The sequence below is a fragment of the Methylorubrum rhodinum genome (assembly GCF_014199935.1).
GTDB lineage: Bacteria > Pseudomonadota > Alphaproteobacteria > Rhizobiales > Beijerinckiaceae > Methylobacterium > Methylobacterium rhodinum.
The window spans coordinates 1-23,060 of record NZ_JACHOP010000004.1 but is presented as its reverse complement, the minus strand read 5'-3'; the positions used below and the strand labels follow the sequence as shown (position 1 = coordinate 23,060).

General features: G+C 69.1%; 20 protein-coding genes and 2 tRNA genes. 8 read left to right on the top strand and 14 right to left on the bottom strand.

What is annotated here, in order from left to right; genetic code table 11:
• Window positions 1-455: 455 nt before the first annotated feature.
• Complete coding sequence (locus HNR00_RS06190; RefSeq protein WP_183566560.1) at window positions 456-2,711, top strand: methyl-accepting chemotaxis protein; 2,256 nt, start codon at window positions 456-458, stop codon at window positions 2,709-2,711.
• Window positions 2,712-3,156: 445 nt separating this feature from the next.
• Here the strand turns inward: HNR00_RS06190 and HNR00_RS06185 are convergent.
• The 6 genes from HNR00_RS06185 to HNR00_RS06160 form a co-directional block, all read right to left on the bottom strand.
• Window positions 3,157-3,232, bottom strand: a tRNA-Ala gene (locus HNR00_RS06185).
• Window positions 3,233-3,389: 157 nt separating this feature from the next.
• On the bottom strand, window positions 3,390-4,133 hold the full coding sequence (locus tag HNR00_RS06180; protein WP_183566557.1) for a molybdopterin-dependent oxidoreductase: 744 nt from the start codon (window positions 4,131-4,133) through the stop codon (window positions 3,390-3,392).
• Window positions 4,133-4,819 carry a cytochrome b/b6 domain-containing protein gene (locus tag HNR00_RS06175; RefSeq protein ID WP_183566554.1) on the bottom strand — a complete coding sequence of 229 codons (687 nt, stop codon included), beginning with the start codon at window positions 4,817-4,819 and terminating at the stop codon, window positions 4,133-4,135. Before HNR00_RS06175 ends, HNR00_RS06180 begins: the two co-directional genes overlap by 1 nt.
• Window positions 4,806-5,405 carry a class I SAM-dependent DNA methyltransferase gene (locus HNR00_RS06170; RefSeq protein ID WP_183566551.1) on the bottom strand — a complete coding sequence of 200 codons (600 nt, stop codon included), beginning with the start codon at window positions 5,403-5,405 and terminating at the stop codon, window positions 4,806-4,808. Before HNR00_RS06170 ends, HNR00_RS06175 begins: the two co-directional genes overlap by 14 nt.
• Before the next feature lie 3 nt (window positions 5,406-5,408).
• A complete protein-coding gene (locus HNR00_RS06165) occupies window positions 5,409-6,491 on the bottom strand; it encodes an acyl-CoA dehydrogenase family protein (protein WP_210306335.1) in 1,083 nt (360 codons plus the stop codon).
• A 110-nt stretch (window positions 6,492-6,601) separates the two neighbouring features.
• The gene (locus HNR00_RS06160; protein ID WP_183566549.1) at window positions 6,602-8,080 is read right to left on the bottom strand and encodes a protein adenylyltransferase SelO; all 1,479 of its coding nucleotides are present in this window, start codon (window positions 8,078-8,080) and stop codon (window positions 6,602-6,604) included.
• A 215-nt stretch (window positions 8,081-8,295) separates the two neighbouring features.
• Here HNR00_RS06160 and HNR00_RS06155 point away from each other — a divergent pair, with 215 nt between their 5' ends.
• Complete coding sequence (locus tag HNR00_RS06155; protein ID WP_183566547.1) at window positions 8,296-10,080, top strand: ABC transporter ATP-binding protein; 1,785 nt, start codon at window positions 8,296-8,298, stop codon at window positions 10,078-10,080.
• Window positions 10,081-10,131: 51 nt separating this feature from the next.
• On the top strand, window positions 10,132-11,010 hold the full coding sequence (locus HNR00_RS06150; RefSeq protein WP_183566544.1) for an aldose 1-epimerase family protein: 879 nt from the start codon (window positions 10,132-10,134) through the stop codon (window positions 11,008-11,010).
• 3 nt (window positions 11,011-11,013) lie between these two features.
• Here HNR00_RS06150 and HNR00_RS06145 read toward each other — a convergent pair whose 3' ends face one another.
• From HNR00_RS06145 to rplM, 4 genes are all read right to left on the bottom strand, one after another.
• Window positions 11,014-11,223, bottom strand: coding sequence for a TOBE domain-containing protein (locus tag HNR00_RS06145; RefSeq protein ID WP_183566541.1), 210 nt, complete (start codon window positions 11,221-11,223; stop codon window positions 11,014-11,016).
• An 84-nt stretch (window positions 11,224-11,307) separates the two neighbouring features.
• Window positions 11,308-11,661, bottom strand: a complete 354-nt coding sequence (locus HNR00_RS06140; RefSeq protein WP_183566538.1) for a DUF2293 domain-containing protein — start codon at window positions 11,659-11,661, stop codon at window positions 11,308-11,310.
• 93 nt (window positions 11,662-11,754) lie between these two features.
• Entirely contained in the window at window positions 11,755-12,240 is a 486-nt protein-coding gene (rpsI, locus tag HNR00_RS06135; RefSeq protein WP_056245912.1) for a 30S ribosomal protein S9, read from the bottom strand.
• A 2-nt stretch (window positions 12,241-12,242) separates the two neighbouring features.
• Complete coding sequence (rplM, locus tag HNR00_RS06130) at window positions 12,243-12,704, bottom strand: 50S ribosomal protein L13 (protein WP_056245909.1); 462 nt, start codon at window positions 12,702-12,704, stop codon at window positions 12,243-12,245.
• A 958-nt stretch (window positions 12,705-13,662) separates the two neighbouring features.
• Between rplM and oxlT the strand changes: the two genes are divergently transcribed.
• On the top strand, window positions 13,663-14,964 hold the full coding sequence (oxlT, locus tag HNR00_RS06125; RefSeq protein WP_183566535.1) for an oxalate/formate MFS antiporter: 1,302 nt from the start codon (window positions 13,663-13,665) through the stop codon (window positions 14,962-14,964).
• Window positions 14,965-15,033: 69 nt separating this feature from the next.
• Here oxlT and HNR00_RS06120 read toward each other — a convergent pair whose 3' ends face one another.
• On the bottom strand, window positions 15,034-15,192 hold the full coding sequence (locus HNR00_RS06120; RefSeq protein ID WP_183566532.1) for a hypothetical protein: 159 nt from the start codon (window positions 15,190-15,192) through the stop codon (window positions 15,034-15,036).
• Between the two features lie 359 nt (window positions 15,193-15,551).
• On the opposite strand from HNR00_RS06120, the gene ada reads away from it, so the two are divergent.
• Window positions 15,552-16,655 (top strand): bifunctional DNA-binding transcriptional regulator/O6-methylguanine-DNA methyltransferase Ada, encoded by a 1,104-nt coding sequence (ada, locus tag HNR00_RS06115; RefSeq protein WP_183566530.1) that lies wholly within the window; start codon window positions 15,552-15,554, stop codon window positions 16,653-16,655.
• On the opposite strand, the gene HNR00_RS06110 is transcribed toward ada, so the two are convergent.
• Together HNR00_RS06110 and HNR00_RS06105 are read right to left on the bottom strand one after the other, a co-directional pair.
• Entirely contained in the window at window positions 16,639-17,943 is a 1,305-nt protein-coding gene (locus HNR00_RS06110; RefSeq protein WP_183566526.1) for an ammonium transporter, read from the bottom strand. The two genes, ada and HNR00_RS06110, sit on opposite strands and share 17 nt — an antisense overlap.
• Window positions 17,944-18,197: 254 nt before the next feature.
• Window positions 18,198-18,272: transfer RNA gene (locus HNR00_RS06105), tRNA-Val, on the bottom strand.
• A gap of 208 nt (window positions 18,273-18,480) precedes the next feature.
• On the opposite strand from HNR00_RS06105, the gene HNR00_RS06100 reads away from it, so the two are divergent.
• A complete protein-coding gene (locus HNR00_RS06100) occupies window positions 18,481-19,527 on the top strand; it encodes a hypothetical protein (protein ID WP_183566523.1) in 1,047 nt (348 codons plus the stop codon).
• A 2-nt stretch (window positions 19,528-19,529) separates the two neighbouring features.
• Window positions 19,530-21,695: a glycosyltransferase family 2 protein gene (locus tag HNR00_RS06095; protein WP_312886007.1), complete on the top strand. Its 2,166-nt coding sequence runs from the start codon at window positions 19,530-19,532 to the stop codon at window positions 21,693-21,695.
• Between the two features lie 109 nt (window positions 21,696-21,804).
• Here the strand turns inward: HNR00_RS06095 and HNR00_RS06090 are convergent, their stop codons facing one another.
• A complete protein-coding gene (locus HNR00_RS06090; protein WP_183566520.1) occupies window positions 21,805-22,740 on the bottom strand; it encodes a class I SAM-dependent methyltransferase in 936 nt (311 codons plus the stop codon).
• Window positions 22,741-22,968: 228 nt separating this feature from the next.
• Between HNR00_RS06090 and HNR00_RS06085 the strand changes: the two genes are divergently transcribed.
• Window positions 22,969-23,060: hypothetical protein (locus tag HNR00_RS06085; protein WP_183566517.1), on the top strand; the 92-nt coding region annotated here is incomplete at its 3' end.

Here is a 23,060-nt window from a genome sequence, read left to right as displayed (position 1 = left end):
TGTAGAGAGCACGCTGTCGATCCAGTTACTCGGCAAGAGTGCGACGTGGTTGCGGGAAATTCGATACGAATTAGCCTGAAGACCGGCGCAAGGCGGGCGTGCAGAGATATGCTGTCAACTAGAGCGCTCTCTGCTCAAGAAATAATCGGTCCAGAGAAAGAAATTCCAACAATACGGAAATTTAGAGCCTTACGTCCGTTTCAATTCGATTGATCACGGGTCTAAAGACGTGATCACGAAAGACTTTTCTCTAGGGAGTCGATAAAATAGCCGAAAATGGCACAAAAGCAATCAGAAATACGTCTTTGGCCAGTTTCTAGGGCGAATTTTAAGAAACGTTTTCGATCATTGCATTCATTATAGGCAATTCGATCAGCGGCACTTTAACAGCGAGTCAGCAAATTCATGCAAAGATAATCCTCGCAGACGAGTATTGGACAGGCTGGAGACCATCGTTGAAGACGATCTTGACGATCCGTCGCAAACTCATTGCCACGGTGAGCCTGTTCTTCCTGCCCATCGGCCTCTTCGCCGCGCTCTATGTGCAGCAGGCGATGACCAGTGTGCATTTCGCCGACGCCGAAAGGCTCGGGATCGCGCAAATCCGCGCCGTCTGGCCTGTCATGCTCGACGCTGCGACCGTCGCCTCTGATGCGGCTCTCGATCCTCGGAAACTCCAAGCCGAACGTGCTACCGGCCTTGCCCTGGCCGAGGCGAACAAGTCTGCCGCGGCGAGGGATGATCTCGGCAAGGCCCTATCCGGTTCCGACCGCTCGTCTCAGGTCGCAGCCGCTCATGCTCTCATCGATGCGATCGGGGACGGCTCGAATCTGCTGCTCGATCCCGATCTCGATTCCTTCTACGTCATGGACGCGGCGGTGGTACGGCTGCCGGAGATGCTCGAACTGAGCTGGAAACTTCTGGAACGTGCCCGTAGTCAGGAGGAGAAGACAGGTCTCTCGAAGGCGGAGTATGCCGCGACCCTCATCGATCTGGGCAAGGTGCGTGCGAGCTTCGAAGTCGTTGAGCGTTCGCTTGTCAAAGCCTTCGCGGCCAATGCGGGCGAGACGAGGCAGGCCTTGGCTCAACCGCTTGCAGACTTTCAGGATGCCTACAAGCCCCTGTTCTCGGCAGCCGATGCCTTGATGCAGGCGCAGGAGGGCGGCCGCCGCACACCGAGAGAGATGGTGGCCTTCCGGGACACCATGGCAGCGGCGATCAAGGCAAGCGATCGCCTCCAGACGGCGAGCACCGACGAACTCGATCGGCTCCTCAAGGTTCGCATCGAGAGTTTCTACAGCGCCATGCTTGTTGCGGGTGCGGTCGGCTTCAGCGTAACGGCCATGGCCTTCCTGATCGCATGGCTCCTGAGCCGGTCGGTCGTGCGAGCGCTCAAGAATCTCGGCCTTCGTATTCAAGTTCTGGCCGACCAAGATGTCACCGCCGCTGTGCCGGAAGCCGAGGGCGGCGATGAAATTGCCGAGCTTGCCCGCGCCGTCGTGCATTATCGCGACCGCACCGCGGCCCAAATCGCGGCAGTCGCTGACGCTGATCGCGCCGTCGAGCGGGACGCCTGGGTCGCCTACATGACGGAGATCTCGGACCGGATCACCTCGGCGACAAAGCACGCCATGACGCGCTTCCAAGAGCTTGCCGGCTTGATGGGCACGTCGACGAACCAAGTGCGCGGCCATGCCGGGTCGACCCGCAGGCACCTCGACCAGTCCGTCGAAGGTCTGCAGGGATCGGTTGCGGACATCGCGGGCGTGGCTGCCGCCGTGACGGAACTGTCGGCGTCGATCGCGGAGATTGCGACCCAGGCTACGCAGTCCAACACGGTCGTGCGGCAGGCCCAGCAACAGGTCCACGCTGCTCGCTCGCTCGCGCTGCTCCTCGATCAGGCGAGTGCGCGGATCGGCAGCGTCACGGACCTGATCAGCCAGATCGCGGCGCAGACGAACCTGCTGGCACTCAATGCGACGATTGAGGCCGCACGGGCGGGCAATGCAGGTCGAGGTTTTGCGGTCGTGGCAAGCGAAGTGAAGGGGCTGGCCGAGCAGACCGGGAGAGCCACGGCCGAGATCGGCCAGCAGGTCGAGGCCTTGCGCGCGGCCTCAAGCGATGTGCTCGCAGCCATGGGCGGCATCGATGAGACGATCACCGCCATCAATGAAGCGGCCTCGGCGATCGCCAGCGCCGTCGAGGAACAGAGCGCCACGACCGCGGAGATCGACCGGACCGTGCAGGCTTCCGCCGATCGCACGCAGGCTGCGATCGTTGACCTGAGTTCTCTGCCCGCGGCAGCCAGCGAAACGGATCGCCTCGCGGCCGAGCTGTCTCAATTCGCCGAGAACCTGCTCGGAGAAGCCGGGGCGTTCAGTACGCGCCTCGAAGAGGTGGTCCGTGCGATCTCCGAGCGTCGCTCCAGTGCCCGGCTCCAATCGCGTGCCACGATCCGCGTCACCATCGCAGGCAAGCGACTCGAGGCTCGGCTCGAAGACGTGAGTTCACGCGGCGCCAAGGTGTCCCTGCCCGGAGAGGAGTTGCAGCCAGAGAGCAAGATGACAATCGACTTCGGAGACGGCCGCGCACGCCGCGGCTCGGTGGTCCATGCAGGTTCGGATGGCTTCGGTGTGAAACTGGCCGAAGCGGACCAGCTCGATGATGCGCTCATCATGCTGCTGACGGGGAAAGCCTGCGCTGCCGCATGATCGGAGCACCGAGCGTGGACGCGGGTAAAGGAAGCTCGCTCCGTCCGTCGAAGGCCGGGAGCGTTCCCGTTGCCCGCCTCGTGCCGGAGGGCGACGGCCTCGGCTTCGTCCACTTCGCGAATGGTGACCGGCTCAACCGAAGCTGCAAAAACCTGTCCGTTCAGCCGTACCGGGTCTTGAAGGCTCGGCCCAACGGGGCAGGTGAAGGCGGCCGAAGAAGAAGCCTTTGGGCGTGCCCAGGCCGTTCTCCGAGGCTCCAGCATCGTTGCCAGCGGAGACGGCGTTCAATCTACCGGACAGGCCGCCCATCCCGGCCGTGAAGCGACGCGATAGGTCTGAAGGAAAGTCGAGGTCCGCAGGATCGGTACGCGGCTCGGTGCTCAGCACCAAGCTGCATGCCCTAGGGCACTCAGATCGTTGAATGATTTTTCCAACGAGAGGAGGATGGTGGAGCCTAACGGGATCGAACCGATGACCTCTTCCATGCCATGGAAGCGCTCTCCCAGCTGAGCTAAGGCCCCAACATATCTCGCCGCGACCGCTGGAGGTCTCGGCGGCGTCTGCGCTGCGGGCGATGCCCGTTGCCGACGGGCGGTTCTATAAGCGGACGGCGGACCGGACTCAACCCCCTTCGTGATCCAGCCGTCCGGTTTTTTGCCGCCTCGCGAACCGGCCTCGTCAGATCCCCGCGTACCACGAGAAGCCGAGTTCGGAGACCATGCTGCCGCGGCCCTGGCTGAGGCCCGAGACCCGGTCGGTCGCCTCGATGCTCGCGAGGTACTTGAGCGATTTGTAGCCGAGTTGCCGCTCGACCCGCAGGCGCACCGGCGCGCCGTGCGCGACCGGCAGGTCGCCGCCGTTCATGCCGTAGGCCAGGATCGTCTGCGGGTGGAGCGCGTCGAACAGGTCGTAGGTGTCCCACCAGCCGTCGACCGAGCGGATCACGACGAAGCGCGCCTCGCGCTTCAGGCCGCAACTCGCCAGCACGTGGGCGAGCGGCACGCCGGTCCAGCCGCCGATGGCCGACCAGCCCTGCTCGCAGGAATGCAGCGTCACCTGGGTGCGCGCGGGCATCGCCTTCAGTTCGGCGAGCGAGAACGAGCCGGGCCGCTCGACGAGCCCGCTCACCGGCAGGCGCCAGTCGGCGAAGCCTTGCGCCTTGGAGCGGCGGTAATCGGGATTGTCCGGATCGGTCGTGTTGATCGTCGGGAAGATCTTCGAGATCGCCTCGGGCGGGAATTCGCGGGCGAGCGGCTGATCGCGCAGCAGGAAGCGTTGCGTCGCGAGCGTCAGCGTGTCGCTCAGGCCGTAGAGGCCGGGCCGGCTCGGGCCGCCCTCGATCAGTTCGCATCCGCCGAGCCAGGGCGCGAGGCCGAGCGCCGAGGAGCCGAGAAGAAGCCCGCGCCGGGAGATGTCGGCCATCACGCCTTCTCCGTCTTGCCGCCGGAGCGGCCGGTGATCATGCCCCGCAGCAGCCGCAGGGGCCGGTTGGCCACGACCTGCCACAGATGCACGACGAGGAAGGCCACGAGCAGGCTCGCGGCGAGGAAATGGATCGTCCGGGCCGATTGCCGGCCGCCGAACAGCGTGAACAGCTCCGGATAGGCCGCGGTGACGCCGGGCGACATGGTCAGCCCCGACAACAACATCACCGGCGCCAGCACCAGCAGCACGGCGAGATAGGCGAATTTCTGCAGCGCATTGTAGCGCTCGCCGCCCGAGACCGGTGTCGGGGGGCGGATGTGGAGATGGTCGCGCAGCTCGCGGGCGAGGTTGTCGGGGCGCAACTGGTCCCGGTCGGGCGCGAGGCGGCGGAACAGGTGGCCCGAGAGGATCGCCGCGAGCGCGTAGACGGCCCCGCTCAGCACGAAGATCCAGGCGGCGAGGAAGTGGAGGTTGCGGCCCCAGCCGGTCTGTTCGAGGTTCACCGGCAGCGGCAGGACGATCCAGGCCGGGGCGTCGTTGGCACCGGTCTCGCCCCAGAACAGGCGCGGCAGCGCCAGCAGGATCGCGAAGCCGCTGACCGCGAGCGCGAGGAAGGCGCTGGCCCCGATCCAGTGGGTCAGGCGCACCCAGAGCGGATGGCGGAACCCGTCAACCCGCCTCATGGCCCAACCGGAGCACGTCGAGGCGGTACTGTTCGGTGCGCCACTGCGCCAGCGGGCGGCAGAACGGCGAGGCTTCCTCGATGAAGCGCTCCACCGCCTCGTCGCCGGAGAGCGGGTAATCGGTCTCGCCGGTCCAATGCACCAGCACGCACTCGCCCCCCGAAGTCAGGCTGCGCCCGACCTTCGCCGCGAGGCGGGCGAGGTCGTCGCGGTCGAGGAAGTAGAGCACTTCCGACAGCACGATCAGGTCGAACCGCCCCTCCGGCCACACTTCGGGCACGGCGCCGACGAGGAAATCGATCCGGGGCAGATCCGCGCAGCGTTCGCGCGCGGCCTCGATCGCCGAGGGCGCGACGTCGAGCGCGACGAGGCCGGAGCAACGCTGCCCGAGTTCGCGGGTGAAGACGCCGATGGAGCAGCCGACCTCCAGCGCCCGGGCGTAGCGCGCCCGAGGCAGGGCTTGCAGCGTCGCGGCGTACTTCTCCCGCTCGTAGTCGCTCGACGTGAAACGCCAGGGATCGGGATTCGAGGCGTAGAGTTCGACGAAGTAGCGCGCCGGCAGGGTGTGGACGTGGCGACCGGTCATCCCTCAAGCCTCCGGCCAGAGTTCGTGCAGCGGCGTGTCCCCGTCCAGCACGTGGGCGGCCATGCCGGTGAGGGCGAAATCGGGAGCGGGCTGGCGCAGATAGGTCGCGAGATCCCGCATCTGCGCTTCCAGCGGATGGTCGTCGAGGAAGCCCGCAAGGCCGACCGAGCGCTGGGCCAGGGTCAGCACGTCGAGCCCGGCCTGATCGATCGCGGCGCGGGCGAGGTTGACGCAGGCCACGACCCGCTCCGGCGCCAGCGCCTCGGCGGCGGCGACCTCGGCCGCCCGCGCGACGAGCAGGCGGCAGGATTCGAGCGCGATCAGGCTGCGGCCGAACCGGGCCTGCTGATGCGGATCGCCGCCCCGGCCGGTGTCGCGCATATGGGTGCGAAAGATCTCGACCACCGCCTCCATCCCGCCGAGCTGTACCGCGAGGAAGCGCCACGCGCCGGCGAAGAAGAAGGGCTGGCGGGAATAGTCGTCGGGTGCGCCGATCACCGCACCGTCGCTGAGCGACAGGCCGGAGAAATCGACCGTGCCGGTGGCGGTCGCGCGCATGCCGTGGACGCGCCATTCGCCGAGATCGGCGCGCTCGCCCGCCTTGAGGCGCATCACCAGCATCAGGCTGCGGCCGTCGGGCATCCGCGCGGTGACGAGGGGACGGGTGACGAAGCCCGCTCCGGAGGCGAAGCTCTTGGCGCCGTGAAGCCGTCCGACGGCGTCCAGCGTCAGCCCGTTCTCCTTCGGCTCGGTGTTCCACACGCCGAACAGGTGACCGTCGCGCGCGTCGCGGGCCAGGGCCTCGCGCGTGCCGGGGTCGGCGTAGCGCAGCACCAGGGCCAGCGCGTTGACGTGGCCCTCGAAGAGCCGCCCGACGGGGAGGCTGTCGCGGCCGGTCTCGGTGAGGAGCCGGCGCAGGGCGCCGACCTGCTCGGGCTCGCTCAGGCCCTCGCCGCCGAGCGCGACCGGCAGGGGCGCGGACAGCCGGCCTTCCCGGCGAAGCCGGTTGATCGCGACATGGGGAAAGGCGTCGTCGCTCGCGGCCTCGACGGGAGAGGGGACCAGATGAAGCGGGGTGGAGGACAAGGCGGCAACTCGCGCGGAACCGGAGCGGCCCGAGTGTCGTGCCGTCGCGGACTGAAGAAACGCGACGCCGGGCCCCTCCGTTCAACAGAACAATTGTTGTCCCCAAACTACTACGTGCCGCAGAAGGTCCGGTAGCCGACGCCGCCGTTCTCCGGCGCCTCGGTGTAGCGGGCGTGCTCGGGCTGGTCGTCGTAGGGGCGCGACAGCACGGCGAGCATCGTCTCGAACGGCGAAAAATCGTCCCGCTCGATCGCCGCCTCGATCATCTCCTCGACCCGGTGGTTGCGCGGGATGAAGGCCGGATTGACGCTGCGCATCGCCGCCGCGCGCTCGGCCGCGCTCCGGGGGTCGTCGGCGAGGCGGGTGCGCCAGCGCGCCGCCCAGGCGTCGTAGGCGGTGGGATCGACGAAGCCGTCCCGCACGGGGCCGTCGCCGTCCGAGTTCTCGGCCGCCGCGCAGAGGCGGCGGAAGGTGAGCGTATGGTCGGCCTGGTTCTCGGCCATCACGCGCAGGAGGTCGCCGGCCAGCTCCGCATCGCCCTCGCGCAACTCCGACAGCCCAAGCTTGCGCGCGAGCCCGCCGCGATAGGCGGCGTCGAAGCGGGGGCCGAAGCCAGCGAGCGCGGCCTCGGCCTGCTTCACCGCCGCATCCTCGTCGTCGTCCAATAGCGGCAGCAGGGTCTCGGCGAAGCGGGTGAGGTTCCAGAGCGCGATGCGCGGCTGCTGGCCGTAGGCGTAGCGCCCGTTGCGGTCGATCGAGCTGAAGACCGTGCGGGCGTCGTAGGCGTCGAGAAAGGCGCAAGGCCCGTAATCGATCGTCTCGCCCGCCACCGACATGTTGTCGGTGTTCATCACCCCGTGGACGAAGCCGACGAGGAGCCAGCGCGCCACCAGCTCCGCTTGGCGTACGGTGACCGCCTCGATCAGGGCGCGGGCGCGGTCCTCGCGCCCCTCCAGCTCGGGATAGTGGCGGGCGACGACGTGGTCGGCGAGCGTGATCAGGCCGTCCGTGTCGCCGCGGGCGGCGAAGAACTGGAAGCTGCCGACCCGGATATGGCTCGATGCCACGCGGGTGACGATGGCGCCGGGCAGCACCGTCTCGCGGATCACCGGCTCGCCGGTCGCGACCGCGGCGAGCGCCCGCGTCGTCGGGATTCCGAGCGCGGCCATCGCCTCGCTGACGAGGTATTCGCGCAGGACCGGCCCCATCGCGGCCCGGCCGTCGCCCATGCGCGAGAACGGCGTCGGCCCGGAGCCCTTGAGTTGGATGTCGCGGCGGCGCCCGTGGCGGTCGATCACCTCGCCGAGCAGGATCGCCCGGCCGTCGCCGAGCTGCGGCACGAAGTTGCCGAACTGATGCCCGGCATAGGCCGCCGCCAGCGGCTCCGAGCCCTCCGCCACGGCGTTGCCCGCGAGCACCGCCACGCCGTCCGGCCCGGCGAGCCAGTCGGGATCGATGCGCAGTTCTTCGGCCAGCGCCCGGTTGACCCGGATCAGCCGTGGCCCCGCCACCGGCGTCGGCGCGAGGCGCGCATGGAAGCCGGCGGGCAGCCGGGCGTAGCTGTTGTCGAAGGGGATCGGGGCCGGCATGGATGTCTTCGGGCGCTCGTGCGGAGGGGCGGGTCGTCCCTGTCGAACAGGCGGGAGGGCCTCGGGTTCATCCGTGACGCGCGGGGCGGCGGCCCGGAAAGCGGTCGACAGGGTTTCGGACGGATGCTACAAGCCCCGCTTCGAAATGCCTAACCGTTTGTTTTAAAACGGTTTTGATCGGGCGTCGGCCCGCCCGCCCCTCGCTCGGTGCCCTTTTGCGGACCCTCCTCGATCTCCTGCGGGTGATGCGTCCGCGCGACCGCAGCCGCCTCGCGTGGCTCGGGCTCGGCCTCGGGATCGCCGCGCTCCTCGAAGTCGTCGGCATCGCCTCGGTCATCCCGTTCCTGACGCTGGTCGGCGATCCGGCGGCGGCGACTAGGGTGCCGATGCTGGCGGGGGTACGGGAGGCGCTGGGGCTCGCCGACGAGCGCGCCTTCCTCCTCGTCACCGGCTTCGCGGCGCTCGGTGCCATCCTGCTCACCAGCGCGGTCAATGCCGGGCTCGCCTTCGCGCAGCTTCTGTTCGCCCACTTGGTCGGCTATGATTTCGCCCGGCGGCTGCTCGCCCGCTACGTCGATCGCGAGCGGCTGTTCTTCGCCCGCGCCAACAGCGCGGAACTGGCCAAGAACGTCCTGTCCGAGACCGACCGCCTCGTCCTCGGCGTGCTGACGCCGGCCCTGGTGATCGCCTCGCGCGGCACCTCTGCGCTCGCCGTCATCGCCTTCCTGATCGCCTACCAGCCGCGGGTGGCGCTGATCCTCGGCGGCGGCTTCGGCAGCCTCTACGTCCTGAGCTACCTCGTGGTGCGGGCGCGCCTCACCCGGCTCGGGGCGCGGGCCGTCTCGGGCAACGAGGGGCGCTACCGGGTGGTGCACGAGACGTTCGGGGCGCTGACCGAACTCAAGCTCTACGGCCGGGCCGAGCATTTCTCGGCGGGCTTCGACGCGCCGGCCCGCAGCCACGCGCGCGCCCTCGCCGAGAGCCTGCTCACCGGCCAGCTTCCGCGCTTCGTCATCGAGGCCCTGGCCTTCGGCGGCGTGATCGCGGTGGTGCTGTTCGCGCTGACGCAGGGGATCGCCACGGCGGGCATGCTTCCGCTGCTGGGCCTTTTCGCGTTTGCCGGCTACCGCATGCTGCCGGCCTTCCAGAACATCTTCAACTCGGTCGCGCTGCTGCGCTTCTCGCTGGCCGGCGTGCGCCTGATCGTCGATGCCCTCGACGGCGAGCGGCCGCCCAGACCCCGCACGGCGGAGCGCCTTCCCTTCGCCGAGGCAATCCGGCTGGAGGGCGTCGCCTTCGATTACGAGCCCGGTCGCCCGACGCTCCACGGCATCGACCTGACGATTCCGGCCCACGCCACGGTCGGCCTCGTCGGCCGCACCGGCTCGGGCAAGTCGACCCTCGTCGGCCTGATCCTCGGCATCCTGACGCCGACGCGAGGGCACATCCTGATCGACGGCGTGCCGCTCGGGCCCGACACCCTGCCGGCCTGGCAGAACCGGATCGGCTACGTGCCGCAGGACGTGTTCCTGATCGACGGCACGGTGGCCGAGAACATCGCGCTCGGCCTGACCCCGGAGCGGATCGACCCGGCGGCGGTCGAGCGCGCGGCGCGGCTCGCCGGCATCCACGAGGTCGTGGCGGCCCTGCCCGAGGGTTACGCCACCGGCGTCGGCGAGCGGGGCGCCCGGCTCAGCGGCGGTCAGCGCCAGCGCATCGGCATCGCCCGCGCGCTCTACCACGATCCCGACGTGATCGTGTTCGACGAGGCCACCAGCGCGCTCGACGGCGAGACCGAGGCGGCGGTGATGGGGGCGCTCGGCGCGCTGGCCGGCACCCGCACCATCATCATGATCGCCCACCGCCTTTCGTCGCTGCGCCGGGCCGACACCGTCCACGTGCTGGAGGCCGGCCGCATCGTCGCGTCAGGGCCGCCGGAACGGGTGATCCCGGAGCTGGCGGAGCGGAGCGCTGCGCCGTCCCCAGGCTCGGACGGGTAGTCGATCCGTTCCCACCCCGCTATCGATCGTCCATCGACGCAAGGGGCGGACATGGGCGAGACGATCGAGATCCGGGCCGAGGACGGCACGACGGCGCGGATCGCGCCGACCGGGGCCGAGCCGGTCTCCTGGCAGGTCGAGGGCTGCGACTACATCTGGAACGGCGATCCGGAGCACTGGAACCGGCACGCGCCCTGGCTCTTCCCGGTGGTCGGCGCCTCGGCGGGCGGCAAGGTCCGGGTCGGCGGCCAATCCTACCCCATGGCCCAGCACGGCTTCGCCCGCGATCTGCCCTTCACGGTCGTCGCGCGGACGGACGACGCGGTGACGCTGAGGCTCGAGGACGATGCCGGCACGCGGGCGCATTACCCGTTCGGTTTCCGGCTCGACGTGACCGCGCGGGTCGCGCCCCGCCGCCTCGCCTTCGATCTCGTCGTAACCAACCCGGGCGAGATGCCCCTGCCCTACGCGCTCGGCTTCCATCCGGCCTTTCCCTGGCCCTTCGCCGGGGGCGAGCGGCGGGCCGGCGGCGGCTATGCCGTGGCGTTCGAGGCGCCGGAGCGGCCGTTCGTGCCGGAGGTCGGCGAGGGCGGGCTGCTGGTGCGCTCGCAGCGGGAACTGCCGCTCGACGGAGCGCGGCTCGATCTCGACCCGGCCCTGTTCACCGAGGCGCTGGTGTTCTTGAACGCCAGGAGCCGGGCGCTCCGCTTCGTCGCGCCGGGCGGCCGGACAATCGCGATGCGGGTGGAGGATTTTCCGCATCTCGCCGTGTGGACGCGACCGACCGCGCCGTTCCTGTCCCTCGAAGCCTGGACCGGCCATGCCGATTGGGCGGGCTTCAACGGAGAGCTGGCGGAGCGCGATTCGCAGCGTCGGCTCGCGCCCGGCGCCAGCGCCGGGCACGGCATCGTGCTGAGCCTGAAGGGGTGAGCCTCAGTCGACGGCGATGATGACGTCGGAGCTCTTGATCACCGCGTAGGCCTCGGAGCCGACCTTCAGGCCGAGGGCATCGACCGATTCGTTGGTGATGGCCGAGGTGACGGTCTGGCCGCTGGCGATCTCGATCTTCACGTGGGCGGTGGTCGCGCCCTTCTCGACCGAGACGACCTTGCCCTTGAGGACGTTGCGCGCGCTGAGCTTCATCGGAATCCGCTTCTCCTGGGTGGGATGCGGCCTCCCTGCCCCAGCGGGCGCGTCCGGGCAAGCGCGCCGGGGCACGCCCTCCCCTCACGATTCGGCAACGCCGTCCTCCGCCTCGTCCTCTTCCGAGACGAGGCGGCGGCTGCCCCACTCGGTGAGCGTCGCGTTCATCTGGTCGAGGACGAAGTGGCGGGCGCTGTCGCGGTCGTAGCCCTCGGCGAGCAGGTCGTCGTAATCGGTGAAGGCGTGGCGGGCGAAGGCGGTGAGCGCGAGCCACGCCGCGTTCTCCGGCAGGGCGAGGCGCAGGCCGGGACTGCGCATCGCCCGGTCGAGCACGGTTTCCGCCTCGAAGTCCGGCATGCGCGGGGCGAGCCGCTCCAGTGCGGCGGCGACCATGGCGCGGCGGTCGCCCGGGGGCGCGGCGGTCGGGCGCTTGCTCATGCTCTGCTCCTTCGCGCCGCTTACTGGCACGAAACGAGAAAGGGCGGAGCCTCGCGGCCCCGCCCTCTCCAAAAACAGCGATCCGAACCGCTCTCAGCGCTTCGAGAACTGGAAGCTGCGGCGGGCCTTCTTGCGGCCGTACTTCTTGCGCTCGACCACGCGCGGGTCGCGGGTGAGGAAGCCCTCGCGCTTGAGCGGCGAGCGCAGCTCCGGCTCATAGTAGGTCAGCGCCTTGGACAGGCCGTGGCGCACCGCGCCGGCCTGACCGGAGAGGCCGCCGCCCTTCACCGTGACGGTGATGTCGTACTGATCGACGCGGCCGGCGATCTCCAGCGGCTGGCGCAGGATCATGCGCAGCACCGGACGGGCGAAGTACGTCTCGACCGCGCGGCCGTTGACCACGACGGTGCCGTTGCCGGGCTTGATCCAGACGCGGGCGACCGCGTCCTTGCGCTTGCCGGTGGCGTAGGCACGGCCCTGGGCGTCCAGCTTCTGGACGTGGACGGGCGCCTCGTTCTCGGGGTTGCTCGTCTGGGTGTTCGCCCGATTGAGGTCGGCGAGGGACTGAAGGGTCGCCATGATCAAGCGCTCACGTTCTTGCGGTTGAGGGAGCCGACGTCGAGCGCCTGCGGCTGCTGGGCCTCGTGCGGGTGCGCGCCGCCCTTGTAGACGCGCAGATTGCCGAGGATCTGGCGGAAGAGCGGGCCGCGCGGGAGCATGCGCTCCACGGCCTTTTCGACGACGCGCTCGGGGAAGCGGCCTTCGAGGATGAACTTCGCCGAGCGCTCCTTGATGCCGCCCGGATAGCCGGTGTGGTGGTAGTAGACCTTCTGGTCGTACTTGCGGCCGGTGAACTTCACCTTGTCCGCGTTGATGACGATGACGTTGTCGCCGCAATCGACGTGGGGCGTGTAGGCGGCCTTGTGCTTGCCGCGCAGGCGCATCGCCACGATCGAAGCGAGACGGCCCACAACCAGGCCCTCGGCGTCGATCACGACCCACTTCTTGTCGACGTCGGCGGGCTTCAGCGAAGTGGTCTTCATGGCCGATTCCCGTGCCGGTGACGTTGGAAACAAGGCGCCGCCGCGTCGTGGACGACGCAGCGGCGTACGGGACCGGCATTACGGAGGTTTCGCCGCCGCGTCAAGGCACTTCCACGCGGTGAAATCGTGAAAAACCGCAGCAAATCGAGGGATTTGCGTATCAAGGTATCATGATACCGTAATACTCGAGGATGATCCGCCGTTCATCCGTCGCGCCGAAGCCCGAAGCGGGCCCGCACGGAAAGCTGTGCCGAGGCGGCCCAACGAGAAAAGCCCGCCACGGCTTGCACCGGAGCGGGCTGAGTTTGGAGATTCGTCCCGTCCGAGACGGAACAATAGGATCAACGGACCACCCCGCCGTCTAATCCCGATGATTTCGGTCGATCGGCGGGGAGGCATCATCGCGTCGCCGCGGGATCGCACGGACTTCGCGCCCAGCGACGATCCTGCGACCCGAGCCTTTGCGGCTCGATTCGCAATCGGCGGAGGCAGGACGCCGGATCGGATCGAGACCCACGCTACGCGTACAGGATGCGGATCCGGATGATCGCTCGCGAAACAGTGGCGCTCCGCACGGCGGAATCAGCAGGAAAATTCTTGATACAGCACTCAATTAAATTTGCCGTCTCCTCGGCCGTCACAGATTATTTTGCATCATCCATCCAGACGACCCCGCGGTCCGCTCCCGACATTTACCTAGGGGAAAGGAGGGATCGAGCCGGATCGGACACCGATTCACACGAACGAGCACATCATTTAATCCGCACAAATTCGTGTGTCGCTCGGAATTATTTCGCTTGCCCCCTCCTCTGGTATACCAAATAATGCATGCCACGGCGGCCATGGGGGCATCCCTCGCTGGACCTGGACCTTGGCAGCCGAACCAAGTGCGGCGAAAGTTCATCACGTCAAACGAGTCAGGCCGGAAGTGTCGAAGCCTGATCGAGGGAGAGCGCCTATGGCTACGTCCTCTATCGCCCCAGATAGACCCGTCACATCATCGAATCGCTGGTTGCAGATCGTCCTCGGCGTCGCCTGCATGGTGGCTGCGGCCAACATCCAATACGCCTGGACGCTCTTCGTTCCTGAGATCCAGAAGACCTTCGGCTGGGATCGCGCGGCGATCCAGGTCGCGTTCACGATCTTCGTCATCGTCCAGACCTGGCTGACGCCGATCGAAGGATATTTCATCGACAAGTACGGCCCGAGCAAGGTCGTGATGTTCGGCGGCCTCATGACCGGGCTGGCCTGGGTGGTGAACTCCTACGCGACCTCGCTGTCGGGCTTCTACCTCGGCTCCGTCATCGGCGGCATCGGCGTCGGCTGCGTCTACGCCACCTGCATCAACAACGCCCTCAAGTGGTTCCCGGACAAGCGCGGTCTCGCGGTCGGCCTCACGGCGGGCGGCTACGGCGCCGGCTCGGCCCTGACCATCCTGCCGATCGCCAAGATGATCGACGCGGGCAACTACTCCCAGGCGTTCTTCGTCTTCGGCCTGATCCAGGGCGCCGTCATCATCGCCGCGTCGATCTTCATGCGCGGTCCGAAGAACGAAGAGGTGAAGTTCTCCAGCAAGGTGCTGCAGAGCCGCCGCGACTACACGCTCGGCGAGGCGCTCTCGACGCCGGTGTTCTGGGTCATGCTGCTCATGTTCACCTGCACGGTGACCGGCGGCCTGATGGCGGTGGCGCAGCTCGGCGTGATCGCGCAGGACCTGGGCGTGAAGAACTTCCAGGTGAACCTGTACTTCTTCGCCATGGCCGCCCTGCCCTTCGCCCTGATGCTCGACCGCATCATGAACGGCATCTCGCGTCCGCTGTTCGGCTTCATCTCCGACCGCATCGGCCGCGAGAAGACGATGTTCATCGCCTTCTCGATGGAAGGCATCGGCATCGTCGCCCTGGGTTACTTCGGCTCGAACCCCTGGGCCTTCGTGATCCTCTCGGGCATCGTGTTCCTGGCCTGGGGTGAGGTGTACTCGCTCTTCTCGGCCACCGCCGCGGACACCTTCGGCTCGAAGCACATCGGCAAGATTTACGGCGTGCTGTACTGCGCCAAGGGCCTGGCCGCCCTGTTCGTCCCGGTCGGCAACATCCTGATGCAGGCGACCGGCACCTGGGCGACCGTGCTCTACACCGTGGCGATCATGGACCTCATCGCGGCCTTCCTCGCCATCGCCGTCCTGCGGCCGATGCTGAAGCAGCACCACGCCGCCAACGAGGCCCGCATGGCCCGCGCTCCGACGCTCGCCACCGCCTGATCCTCACGATCCGAACCCTGAGGAGGCCCCGCCGGAAACGGCGGGGCCTTTTCGTTTGTCCGAACCGTCTCAGGCGGCGAGCTTGGCCGCGAAGCTGGCGCCGCTCTCGGCCGGATCGAAGCGACCGCCCGCGACGGTCGCGTCGTTCGCCGGGGTCAGCCGGTCGGCCATGGCGATGACCAGCGCGATGTTGGCGGCGGCGGCGGTGACGACGAGGAGGGCGATCATCGGTGGCTTCCCGTTCGATGCATGTTGCGTTGCGAGATCAATGCCACCGTCGACCTGTATCTGGTATGCCACACGCCACATTCTGGATATGCGTTCTGCGCATGAAGGAGGGATTTTGAGGAGAGTAACTGCATTTTTATGCAGGTCTCCTCGCTGCTGTCCGCGTCGTCGGCGACAGAGTGGAGGTGACTTGCATCGTCCTGGCGACGCCGCCCGTGGTGGATGACGACCGATCGCCGGGTCGACTTCGGAGAATTGCCGGGCAAGAAGCGGGGTGCGGGTGCGGCCCGGACGGCGCAAGGGAGATCCGGGCAGGGACGCCGCCGCGCGCCCCGCCACCGGAACCGGGAGACGCCGCCATGCGGAGCACCGCGATCGACATTCTTCCCCGTCCAGGCGACGACGCCCGCTGGACGGCCCTCGCCGCGCGCGATCCTCTGGCGGACGGCCGCTTCGTCTACGCCGTGCGCACCACCGGCGTGTATTGCCGCCCGAGCTGCGCGGCGCGCCGGCCGAAGCCGGAGAACGTCACCTTCCACGCCACCTGCGCCGAGGCCGAGGCGGCGGGCTTCCGCCCGTGCCTGCGCTGCCGACCGAACGCGCCGTCGCGAACCGAGCGGCACGCCGAAGCGGTCGCCCGCGCCTGCCGCCTGATCGAGGCGGCCGAGACCCCGCCGTCGCTCTATGCGCTGGCGCAGGCGGTCGGCCTCAGCCCGTTCCACTTCCACCGCGTCTTCCGCGAAGCGACCGGGATCACCCCCAAGGCCTACGCCACGGCCCGGCGGGCGGACCGGGCCGCGGCGGGTCTGCAGGAGGCCGCGAGCGTGACGGAGGCGATCTACGCGGCGGGCTACGCGGCGCCGAGCCGGTTCTATGCCGGAGCCGCCGAGCGGCTCGGCATGAGCCCGTCGGCCTATCGCAAGGGCGGGATCGGCGCCCGCATCCGCTTCGCGGTGGCCCCTTGCGCGCTTGGCACGGTCCTCGTCGCGGCGACCGAGCGCGGCGTCTGCGCGATCCTGCTCGGCGACAATCCCGAGGCGCTGGCCCGCGACCTCCGGGACCGTTTTCCCAGGGCCGAGCTGATCGGCGGCGACGCGGGCTTCGAGGCCTGGGTCGCGCGGGTCGTCAGCTTCGTCGAGGCGCCGGGCCGCGGCCTCGACCTCCCGCTCGACATCGGCGGCACCGCCTTCCAGCAGCGGGTCTGGACGGCCCTGCGGGCGATTCCGCCGGGCCGGACGGCGACCTATGCCGAGATCGCCCGCGCCATCGGCGAGCCCGCCGCCGTACGCGCCGTCGCCATGGCGTGCGGCGCCAATCGGCTGGCAGTGGCGATCCCCTGCCACCGGGTTGTGCGCTCGGACGGGTCGCTGTCGGGCTATCGCTGGGGCGTCGAGCGCAAGCGCGACCTGCTCGCCCGGGAGGGCGCGCTGCCTCCCGGGCGGAGCCTCACCGCATCGGATTGAACTCGTAGGCGCGCTCGCCGTGGCTCGCGAGATCGAGCCCGTCATGCTCGGCCTCCACGTCGACGCGAAGCGGGGTGGCGCGGCCAAGGCCGCGCACGAGCCCGAAGGTCAGCAGGCCTGACCAGAGTGCCGTGACGGCGACGGCCAGGGCCTGGACCGCGAGCTGTCCGGCGACCGTCCTCCCCTCGGCGAGCCCGATGCCGCCGAAGCCCGGCAGCAGGAAGACCGCGAGCAGCAGCGAGCCCAGGATGCCGCCGACGCCGTGGACGGCGAAGACGTCGAGCGAATCGTCGATGACGAGGCGGTGCTTCACGAACAGCGTCGCGTAGAAGCAGACGAGGCCGCCGGCGGTGCCGATCAGGAGGCCCGCGGCGGGCGAGACGTAGCCCGCGGCCGGGGTGATCGTGGCGAGGCCGGCGACGCAGCCGGTGACGATGCCGATCGAGGTGGGCTTGCGGATCTTCACCCACTCGGCGGCGGTCCAGGCCATGGCGCCCGCCGCCGCCGACAGGTGCGTGACCAGGATAGCGTTGCCGGCGCTCGCATCGGCGGCGAGCGCGCTGCCGCCGTTGAAGCCGAACCAGCCGACCCAGAGCATGCCGGCGCCGGTCATGGTCATGCCGGGGTTGTGGGGCGGCGTGAGGGTGCCGGGGAAGCCGCGGCGGCGGCCGATCAGGATCGCCAGGACGAGCGCGGAGACGCCCGCCGTGGTGTGGACGACGATGCCGCCGGCGAAATCGAGGGCGCCGAGCCCCGCGAGCCAGCCGCCGCCCCAGATCCAGTGCGCCACCGGCACGTAGACGAGGAGCAGCCACAGGGCGGAGAACAGCGCGACGAAGGGGAAGGCGACGCGCTCCGGGATCGCCCCGATGATGAGCGCCGGGGTGATGACCGCAAACGTCATCTGGAACAGGACGAAAACGGTCTCGGGCAGCACCGTGCCGGCGCGCAAAGGTTCGAGCCCGGCCAGGAACGCCTTGTTCAGCGTGCCGATCAGCGCGCCGTCGCCGTCGAAGACGAGGCTGTAGCCGCAGACCGCCCACAGCACCGAGGCGATGCAGCAGATGGCGAAGCACTGCATCAGCACGGAGAGCACGTTCCGCGCATGCACGAGGCCGCCGTAGAACAGGGCCAGCCCCGGCAGGGTCATGAACAGGACCAGCGCGGAGGCCGTCAGGATCCAGGCCGTGCTGCCGGTCTCGGGCGCGCCCGCCGCCGCGAGGCTCGGCGAGGCGGCGAGAAGTGGGAGCACGAGGCACGGCAGGCCTCGGGCGAAGAGCGACACCATGGCGGATCTCCGGACGAACTGCCGCGCTCTGAAGCAGAATGCCTCATGGTGAGGCAAGCCTGCGAAGGCGGCATCGGCCCGGGCGATGCACAAGATGTCGTGTGCGCCGGGATCGGCCTCGCGCGGGTCCGATCGGATCGACCCGCGGGAGGCCGGAGCCAGGCCTTCCGGAGGGATTCCGCTGCAGCCTTCGAAACGAAAAAAGGCCCCGTTTCCGGAGCCTCGCATTCGTCATGCATCCTGGAAAATCAGGATGGTGGGCGCGACAGGGATCGAACCTGTGACCCCTACCATGTCAAGGTAGTGCTCTCCCGCTGAGCTACGCGCCCGGGCAGAAGCGCTTGGCTCCTGCGAGGCCGCGGCTATAGCCTGGACCCGATGGCTCCGCAAGCGGGCCGTCGCGCTTTCTCGCGGCAAACGATCGGGCCTGCGGCGGCGCTGCACGCCGGAGAAAAAATCGGGTAAGCCGGCCGGCGGCGTGTCCGGGAGCCGCGCGGCTCCCTCGGCCGGTGTGCTCCGAAGGGACGACGATCGAGGATGCGGTTTCTGCTTTCGGCCGACGAGGGGACGATCATCCGCGGCTGGGTGGTCCCGGACGATCCCGTCGCGATCAGCCGCGTCTACGTCACCGTCGAGGGACGGCGCGTGGCCGAGGTCTCGGCGATCCATACCGATCCGCAATTCGTCGAGTTCGGCTGGCACGCCACCGGGCAGTGCCATTTCGAGGTCCGCGACGATCACATCCCCGGCCTCGCCCAAATCGAGCGGCTGGAGATCTATGACGTCGACACCAACGTCCTGATCCATCGGCGCGTGCCGAAGGGCAACCTCGTCAAGCCCAAGGTGGTGCTGATCGAGGCGCATATCCGCCCGGAAACGGTGATCCAGACGGCGCTCTTCCCGCATTTCCAGCAGAGCTATTTCGGGATCGGCCGGTTCCCGGAAGAGATCCTGCAGGCGATGTTCGACACCGAGACGCTGACCTCGTGCCTGATGGCGGGGTCGCTGATCCTGCCGCGCTACGAGGGCCATTTCGTCCAGGGCAACGCCGTGACGATGATGCTCCTGCACGATCCCTACGTGGAAATGGCGAGCCGCCTCGCGTGGCTGCGCGAGCGGGCCGGCATCGCCGCCGATCCGAACCAGAGCTGGCGCCTGGGCAAGCTCGCCGAGGCCGCGGCCTTCACGGTCGATTACGACTACGGCGACGTGAAGAGCCTCAAGCGCCTGTTCCGGATGCTGCCGGAGCCGGCCTACCACCTGCTCTTCAACCCGCTGACCCGCCAGCTCAGCACCCGCATGCCGGACGACCGCATCCTTCCGGCGAGTTCCATCATCGCGGTCGAGATCCTGGCACGCATCGGCATCGTCGGCCATCGCGACTATTTCGAAGCCTTCATGGCCACGGTCTTCGATCACCTCAAGATCGATGCGCCGATCCCGCTGCCGCTGCCGATCGCCAACGGGACGCTGGAACTCGCCGAGCGCCTGCGCGGCCTGCGCTTCCTCCGGGAGTGGATCGAGTTCGACATGGTGCTCAGCGACGCGGTGCGCGCCTCCGTCGCGAAGAGCTGGCAGAGCTGAGGGTGGGCGCACGGCGTGTCGGCCCGTCGCTTCCGATCGCGGAAACCGATGAGCGGGACCTGCGGGTCGACCTGACCGCCCGCCGCCTCGGCGGGGCCTGGGTCACGCTGGCGTGGCGCGATGTCGGCAGCGGCGGCATTCCCCGCGCCCTCGTCAGCGTCGTGACGCAGGAGGTCACGGCGGACGGCAAGGCGGAGGGCGCGGCCGCCGCGACGACGCTCGCGGAGGAACCGACGGCCGGCGACGGCTTCGCCTGGACCGGGCGGCTGCCCGAGGGCACGGTCGCCCTGCGCTTCACCGCGCTCTCGCGCCACGCGCCGTTCGCCCTCGAAGGCCTGACCCTGCGGCGCCGCTCGCGCCTCCGGCTGATCGCCGACGCGGCCCGGCGCCGGCCCGAATTGACGCTGCGGGCCGTCACCTGGCGCCTGCTCGGCCTGAAGGTGCGCGCCCGCGGCCTCCTCGCCCAGGCCCTCGCCCATCGGGCCGAGACCGGCTACGCGGGCTGGATCGCCCGCTTCGACCGCCTCGAACCCGCCGAGCGCGCCCGCATCGACGCCGAGATCGCGGGTTGGCAGGCGCCGCCCCTCGTCTCGGTGCTGATGCCGGTGCACGATCCCGACCCCCGGGTGCTCGACGCGGCGATCCGCTCGGTGCGCGGACAGATCTATCCGGCCTGGGAACTGTGCATCGCCGACGACGCCTCGACCGATCCGGCGATCCCCCGGCTGATCGCCCGCCATGCCGGGGAGGAGCCGCGCATCCGCATGATGCGGCGCGTCGAGAACGGCCACATCGCGCGGGCGACCAACGATGCGCTCGCGCTCGCCTCCGGCGCATTCTGCGCCTTCCTCGACCACGACGACCTGCTCGCCGAGACCGCGCTCTACGAGGTCGCCGGGGCAGTACGCGCCGATCCCGGCCTCGTGCTGGTCTACAGCGACGAGGACAAGGTCGATGTCCGCGGACGCCGCTTCGAGCCGCATTTCAAGTCGGATTTCGACCGCGAGTTGCTCTACGGCCAGAACTACGTGAACCATCTCTGTGCGGTCCGCACCGACCGGCTGCGCGCGCTCGGAGGGCTGAGGCCGGGCTTCGAGGGCAGCCAGGACCACGACCTGCTGCTGCGCCTGACCGAGACCATCGCGCCCGGGGAAGTCCGCCACGTCCCGAAGGTGCTCTACCATTGGCGCGCGGCTTCGGGCTCCGGCACGTTCTCGGACCGGGCGCTGGCGCGGGCGGAGGAGGCGCGCCTGCGGGCGCTCGCGGAAGTCGCGGCCCGGCGCGGGGCGCGGGCGGAGCGCGGACCGCAGGGCTTCAACCGGCTGGTGCGGCCCTTGCCCGAGCCGGCTCCCCTCGTCTCGGTGGTGATCCCGACCCGCGACCGGGCCGAGCTGCTCGCGGTCGCCCTCGACGGGCTTTTCTCCGGCACGGACTACCCGGCCCTCGAGGCGATCGTCGTCGACAACGACAGCCGCGAGGAGGCGACCGCCGCCTTGTTCGCCCGATACGCCGCCGAGCCGCGCCTGCGGGTCCTGCCGGTGCCCGGCCCGTTCAACTTCTCCGATCTGTCGAACAGGGGCGCGGCGGCGGCGCGCGGCGGCGTGCTGCTGTTCCTCAACAACGACATCGCGGTGATGGAGCCGGGCTGGCTCGCCGAACTCGTCTCGATCGCGTGCGAGCCCGATGTCGGCGCGGTCGGGGCCAAGCTGCTCTATCCCGACGGCACGCTCCAGCACGGCGGCATCGTGCTCGGCATCGGCGGCGTCGCCGGGCACAGCCATCTCGGGATCGCGGGCGCCGCGCCGGGCTACTTCGCCCGGATGCAGCTGACGCAGGAGGTCTCCGCCGTCACCGGCGCCTGCCTCGCGATCCGCGCCGAGGTGTTCTCGCAGGTCGGCGGCTTCGACGCGGCGGCGCTCGCCGTCGCCTTCAACGACGTCGACCTGTGCCTGCGCCTGCGGGCGGCGGGCTACCGCAACGTCTGGACGCCCTTCGCCCGGCTGGTCCACCACGAATCGAAGAGCCGGGGCCCCGAGGACACGCCCGAGAAGCGCGCCCGGTTCGAGGCGGAATCGCGGGTGATGCGCGAGCGCTGGGGGGCGGAACTCCGCTCCGACCCCTATTACAATCCGAACCTGTCCCGAGCCTCGGCGCATTTCCGGCTTTAGGGCATCGTTCCGAAAGGTGGTTTCCCGCTTTGGGAAAGAGCCGATGCGGCACGACGACCGACACCCTCGTCCCGGATCCGATTTCCAGGACGAGGGTCCGGGACGGCGCTCAGCCGCTCGCGGGCTTGCGCGCGATCGCCACGGCGAAATGCGGGATGAAGTCGGTGAGGTCGTCGAGCCGCAGCAGGCGCGCCAGCAGCGGGCTGCCGTCGGGGATGTTGGTCAGGATGTCGTTGAGGGCGAGGTGGTAGACCGTGCCGCCGACGGACTTGATCCAGGCATCGGGGAAGGTCTCGCGCAGCGCCGGGATGATCGCCTCGCTGTCGGCGGCCTCGCTCGGGTCGTACTCCATCTCGGCGAGCGTCGGGCGCGGCACGTAGGGGCGGTAGGGGTTGGCCGGATCGGCCGGATTGCGGCGGTAGCGCGCGGGCAGGAGCGTGCGCACCGCCCGCACCAGCGCGAGCGCGGTCCAGGGAAACTGAAAGCGGTCGGCGCCGACGAAGTCGTTCATCACGAACCAGCCGCCGGGACGCAGCGCGTCGAAGCTCCAGCGCAAGGCGGCGCGGGCATCGAACATGTGGTGGAGCGCGTTGTCCCAGAACACGAGATCGTAGCGGCCGTCCGCCGGGTGCGCGAAGGCGTCGCCGTGGATGAAGGTCGTGCGCTGGACGAGCTTCCGCTGCGCGGCGAGCTCGGCCCCGAAATCGAGCGAGGCCTTCGAGACGTCGTAGAGGTCGAAATGGCCGACGAGGCCCTGCTGCAGCAGCGTCATCTCCTTGCCGCCGTTGCCGCAGCCGACGGAGACGGCCCGCGCGAGCGGAAGGTTCGGCCCCGCCATCTCCCTGAAGCGCTCGATCAGGCCCTGGTTGAAGCCGTCGACGGGCCGGCCGCAGACGCGCCGGTTGACGTGGCGCACGATCTCCGCCGACTCGTTCCAGCGGATGCGCGGCGGCTGCGCCGCCTTCCACGTCTCCCACTTGTCCCAGAACGCACCCGCCCGCTCGGATTTCTCGTCCCGCTCGGACTTCGCCGCCTCGTTCCCCATCGTCCCGAACTCTCCCGCACGTCGACGGCCGATGCATGCCGTCCCGGAACGGAACCGAGCTAGCACGTCCCGTCCGGGAATGCGCCCGCGGCCGGCCGCGGGCCATGCGCCGGGAGCATTCGACCGCGGCCGGTCCCTCCCCGGCGATTGCATCACGGTCGCAAACGGCACTAGGACGGTGCGGCGCAGCATGGGCCTGCGGCAACGAACCGGGCTGCGGAGGCGTCGATGCGGATAGCGATGATTGGGTCGGGCTATGTCGGCCTGGTGTCGGGGGCCTGCTTCGCCGATTTCGGCCACGAGGTGATCTGCGTCGACGT